5 protein-coding genes are annotated in these 5,343 nt (G+C 48.6%); 2 read left to right on the top strand and 3 right to left on the bottom strand.

Annotation, left to right across the window (positions count from 1 at the left end; translation table 11 throughout):
- The first annotated feature begins 209 nt into the window (after positions 1–209).
- A complete protein-coding gene (locus tag C1I60_RS04135; RefSeq protein WP_137060609.1) occupies positions 210–704 on the top strand; it encodes a GNAT family N-acetyltransferase in 495 nt (164 codons plus the stop codon).
- A 111-nt stretch (positions 705–815) separates the two neighbouring features.
- Here C1I60_RS04135 and C1I60_RS04130 read toward each other — a convergent pair whose 3' ends face one another.
- On the bottom strand, positions 816–1,364 hold the full coding sequence (locus C1I60_RS04130; RefSeq protein ID WP_137060608.1) for a GNAT family N-acetyltransferase: 549 nt from the start codon (positions 1,362–1,364) through the stop codon (positions 816–818).
- Between the two features lie 84 nt (positions 1,365–1,448).
- A complete protein-coding gene (locus C1I60_RS04125; protein WP_137060607.1) occupies positions 1,449–2,174 on the bottom strand; it encodes a copper amine oxidase in 726 nt (241 codons plus the stop codon).
- 208 nt (positions 2,175–2,382) lie between these two features.
- Here C1I60_RS04125 and C1I60_RS04120 point away from each other — a divergent pair, with 208 nt between their 5' ends.
- Positions 2,383–4,062 (top strand): glutamine--tRNA ligase/YqeY domain fusion protein, encoded by a 1,680-nt coding sequence (locus C1I60_RS04120; protein ID WP_137060996.1) that lies wholly within the window; start codon positions 2,383–2,385, stop codon positions 4,060–4,062.
- Positions 4,063–4,247: 185 nt separating this feature from the next.
- Here the strand turns inward: C1I60_RS04120 and C1I60_RS04115 are convergent.
- Positions 4,248–5,343 (bottom strand): MFS transporter (locus C1I60_RS04115; protein WP_252361554.1); only part of this gene is annotated, 1,096 nt, incomplete at its 5' end.

Below are 5,343 nucleotides of genomic sequence, written 5' to 3'. Positions count from 1 at the left end.
TTTGTCCATCCTGTTTTTCATTCTGCATAGCGGATTGAACCGTTCCCGCCGTGAAGAGGCTGCTTTTGAGACTACTACGTCCAAGACAGACGTTTCCAGTACTTAAGTCCTAATAAAGACTGTGACAAGCCCGTGATTATGGTACAATAAATGACGAATGGTTGCTGCCTATACTTCAGGAAAGCCTTCATAGGAAGGATTGAAAGAAATTGCTTACAAGTCAACCCCTGACGATACGTCATTCGGAGATGAAGGATGCTCCTGATCTAATTGCGCTGGATGAATTGGTATGGAATGAACGAACAGCCCCCGCCTCGCTGTCATGGAAGTCACGTGGGGAGTTTTTGCGCAATACTCCTCCGGGCTCTCAACTGGTCGCTATCGAACAGGGAGTACTCTGCGGTTATATCGGATTTCGTTCTCCAACGCTGTTGGCTAGTAATCGCCATGTTTTGGAAATAAATATAGCCGTTCATCCAGCCTATCACCGCAAAGGTATTGGGATGGCGCTTATGAACGCCATGAAGGATATTGCAGCCGCTGAGGGCATTCGCAAATTAAGTTTGCGGGTACTTTCGTGCAACACGGAGGCCCTTATGTTTTATGAAAAATGCGGATTCTTGATCGAAGGACGTTTGCATGAGGAGTTTTACATAGCTGGCCAATTCGTGGACGATGTGTTAATGGCCTGTTTCTTAAAATAGACATGGATTCTACAACGCAATCAGCTTCTTATAGCCTCCAGATAAGCCGTTCATAAGGAACAGCGCCGCTGGCCCTAAACGGGTTGCGGCGCTGTTCCTTATGTTGCAAGTTTACCGAAGCTGTTTCCACTCGCTCTGGAGCATACCATACACAGCATGGTTCATATAGCCGTCTGGCAGCAGCTCTGCTTCACGGATAATACCTTCGAGTACGAAGCCCAGACGTTCCGGGATCCCCCGGCTGCGGCGGTTGGTGGTAGCGCAACGGATTTCGATCCGGTGAAGGTCCAGCTCTATCAGTGCATACTCGATGAATACGCGGCATGCGCTGGTCATGAGACCTTGTCCTTCGTAACCGTGTCCAAGCCAGTATCCAATGCTGACCGAACGGTGAGTCCAATTGATTTCATGGTAGCTGATGATGCCAGCCAGCTCATTATCCAACCAGATTCCGGCGGTCACGCTGCCATTCTCTGCCGCTTGCTTCAAGGTGCTCTGCACGAACTGCTCTGTGTGGCTGATTTCCGTGGTGGAATCCACCCATGGAAGCCATTGACGCAGGCGGTCACGGGACATTTCGATCAGCTCAAACAGAGGCTGCACATGCTCTTTGGTGAGCGGACGAAGGACGGTGCGTTCGTCCAACGCGTATGTAAACATGATGGATCCCCTCTTTCACTCGGAAAATCGCTAAACCAGCCAGTCTAGCATTTAATCCCATGCTACCTTATTCTGCGAGAGTCGTCAAAATGGAGAGGAAGCTGCAAACTCAATAGGTCCTACCCGGAACCGTCCAAGCTCATATACATACTTCAGCTCCAAATCCCCTACAAATTCGGTTGGGGACACGCTACCGGATACGGTAGCGCGCAGAGGAGCCTCTTCGACATCGTACATGACGACAGAGCTGAAATCGAGACGGTCTGTAAAATGGGCTGGATCATCGTAAAACGCCGATGCTTTAGGATCGAGCGTGTGTGTGATGCCATCAATCGTAACTGCAATATGCACCTGCTGGTTATGGTCCCGCAGCTCCACACTGCTATGGACACGCTGAGATACGGCATCTGCCGCCGATTCAACCGCATACTCTTCCATGGTCTGTGCGTTGACAATATGAAGCTCCTGCAATTCGACACCTGTGCCTGAAGCACGAGTCAGGATGACCACCGCTTCGTGAACGCCATCGCCGTTTACATCCGTATAGTACAACTGTGGTGCGGTGGCGACATCTGCCAAGCCTGACCATGCGAATGTACGACGCTGCTGGCCGATTTCCAGCGTGGCTGTGCGAAATAGCCCCTGAGACGGCTCCTCAACATACAATTTTACGGATGAGTCTTCAGGAGCAACGGCTAATGGACGAGAATGTACGGGTTCAGACGCCGGATCCGGTGAAGGATGACCGGATATTAGATCGGAAGAGGACAAAAGCATAGACAGCAGGATCACGATGAGTAGCTTAAACACGGGTGGGTTCTCCTTTTCCGGGTAAAATAAAAGATATATACACTATAACGAATTTATTTGTCAAAAATGTTAACTTCTTTTCATAACTTGTTACTTTTTGGGCTGAAGAGGGCATAAGGTTTTTCATTTTATTGAGTTATGCGGTGTGAAAGGGTATATTTAAGGGAACCAATTTTGTACAGATTACACGGAAGAAAGGTTGATTAGCGTGGAGAAGCCGATCACTCCCCCCAATTTTATTAAGAGTGTCATTGAAGAGGATTTACGTACAGGTAAGGTAAAGGAAGTCGTTACACGCTTTCCACCAGAGCCGAACGGATATTTGCACATTGGACATGCCAAAGCCATCTGGATCAATTTCTCGTTGGGAGATGAATTCGGAGGACGCACCAACCTGCGTTTTGACGATACGAATCCGGCGAAGGAAGACACGGAATATGTAAACTCCATTCAGGAGGACGTGAAGTGGCTCGGTTATGAATGGGAGGAAAAGCATTTTGCCTCCAACTATTTTGACGAAATGTACAACCGCGCCGTTCTGCTGATTCAAAAGGGTAAAGCCTACGTGGACGATCAAAGCGCGGATCAAATCCGTGAAACTCGTGGCACACTGACCGAACCGGGGCAAAACAGCCCTTACCGCGACCGCAGCGTGGAGGAAAATTTCAAGCTGTTCGAAGAAATGCGAGCAGGGAAATACCAAAACGGTGAAAAGGTACTGCGTGCCAAAATTGATATGGCTTCGGGAAACATTAATTTACGTGATCCGGTGATTTACCGTATTTCGCATACCGAGCATCACAACACGGGTGACAAATGGTGCATTTACCCGATGTATTCCTACGCTCATCCGCTGGAGGATGCCATCGAGGGTGTAACGCACTCACTCTGTTCGCTGGAGTTTGAGGATCAGCGTCCGCTGTACGATTGGGTTGTAGCCGAATGTGAGATGGAAAAGGTGCCGCATCAATACGAATTTGGGCGGCTGAACCTGGCTCAAACCGTAACCAGCAAGCGTAAGCTCAAGCTTCTGGTAGATGAGAAGCATGTAGACGGCTGGGATGATCCGCGTATGCCAACGATTTCCGGTTTGCGCCGTCGTGGCTATACGCCGGAAGCGATCCGCAGCTTTGTATATGAGACAGGCATTTCCAAAGCCTACGGCGTGATCGACTTGCAAGTGCTGGAGCATTTTGCACGTGAGGACTTGAAGCTACAGGCACCTCGTACGATGGCGGTCATTGATCCGTTGAAGGTGGTCATTACGAACTATCCTGAAGGTCAGGTTGAAATGCTGGAAGCGGAAAACAACACGGAAAATCCGGAGCTGGGCACACGTCAAATTCCGTTTTCGCGTGAGATTTATATCGAGCGTGAAGATTTCATGGAGAATCCGCCGAGCAAATACTTCCGCTTGTTCCCTGGCAATGAAGTACGCCTCAAGCATGCTTATTTCATCAAATGTAACGATGTCATTAAAGATGCGGATGGTCATGTAACGGAAATCCATTGTACCTACGATATAGAAACCAAGAGCGGATCTGGCTTTACTGGACGCAAAGTCAAAGGCACCATCCATTGGGTGGAGGCTACTCAGGCCGTTCCTGCTGAGTTCCGCCTGTATGAGCCTTTGATTAACGCAGAAGACCCGGAAGCGATTGAAGAGGATGCAACGGAAAAAACCTTCCTCGATCAATTGAATCCAAACTCTCTGGAAATTGCTCACGGCTTTGTCGAGCCGAATATGAAGGAAGCACAGTCGCAGGACAAGTTCCAATTTTTCCGTCATGGTTATTTTAGTGTTGATCCGAAGCTTTCCAAGCCGGGCGAGCCTGTATTCAACCGCGTGGTATCACTGAAAAGTTCTTTCCAATTGCCTAAGCAATAGGTTATTAGCGGAGGATGGTAGCCTCGTGCGACCAAATCAAAAAGGAGTCTGCCATCGGCAGACTCCTTTACTTGTACGCCCAGCATGGGTGACATCTATATTGATAGTTGGCGATACTAGACATCCCTGTTTGCAATGGGCAAGCAAGAGAAGAACAGGGTGTTACATACATTCCCCGAGTGTTGTTAAGGGGCTTCTTCTGCTTGTTTGTGGTCGTTGGAATGACAGGGCTTGTAGCCGTTCTTGTACAGCATATACCACATGATGGTGAATCCTACAAAGCCGAGCAAGGCAAAGAAGACACCTGTATTGTACATCATTTCGCCACCGAAATTCTGAAACAGCCAACCTCCTGCAAAGCCCGCTACGATGCCAGATATCCCGCTCCACGTCAACGTATATACCGCCTGTCCAGATGAGCGGTAAGCTATTGGTGTGAACAGGACGGTCAACTGGGTGCCTACATAGAAATATCCACCGAAGGTGACGCAATGAAGTGCCTGAATGAACACGATCTGAATCGGGTCTGTGGCCAAGGCCATGAGTTCCCAACGTAGAGCAAACAGCAAACTGACGAGGGCCAGACAGCCGACCATCACCGTCATTTTTTTCTTCAAAAAGCGGTCGAACAGCAAAAAAACAATAATTTCGAATACCGATGACATAAAGACGGCGAAACCCAGCATCAGCTTGGACCCGCCTAGTTCGGTGATATACAGGGACATAAAGGCGCTGTTGATCGAATTCGGAATGGATACCAAGATACCCAACAAAATGAAAGATATAAAGTATCCGTTCATTAAAATGCTGCCAAAGCCACGTAAATGAATGGTCGCCGTTTCAACGCTGCTTTTCAACGGTGGAATCGCCAGGGTACAGATCAGGGCAGCCAGAAGCAACACTGTAAAGATGGTTGATATGCTGGATATCCCCGTTTGGTCAATGATCAGACCAGCTACTGCCGCCGTCACAGCCCAGCCAAAGGAGCCCCATATGCGGAAGGAGCCGAATTTCCGGTCTGTTCCCTCAATGTAGCTAAGAATGAGACTGTTACTTTGAGCGAATAAAGGACTTTGGAAGAAATAAAAACCAATCATCGACACATAAATCATGACATACGTATGGACATGAAATAAAGCTTGCAGCAGCAGCAATGTACCTGCAATCATAAACAGCAAAATACGTCGAAGATTACGGCTTCGGTCACTGGTATATCCCCAGAAGGGGTTCGCGAATACCGATACAAAAGGCCCAATCGCCATCAGGCTCCCGATCTCAAGC

Origin of the sequence: Paenibacillus terrae (genome assembly GCF_005217525.1) — a bacterium.
GTDB classification, from domain to species: Bacteria; Bacillota; Bacilli; order Paenibacillales; family Paenibacillaceae; genus Paenibacillus; species Paenibacillus terrae_C.
This window is presented reverse-complemented; position numbering and strand designations above follow the sequence as displayed.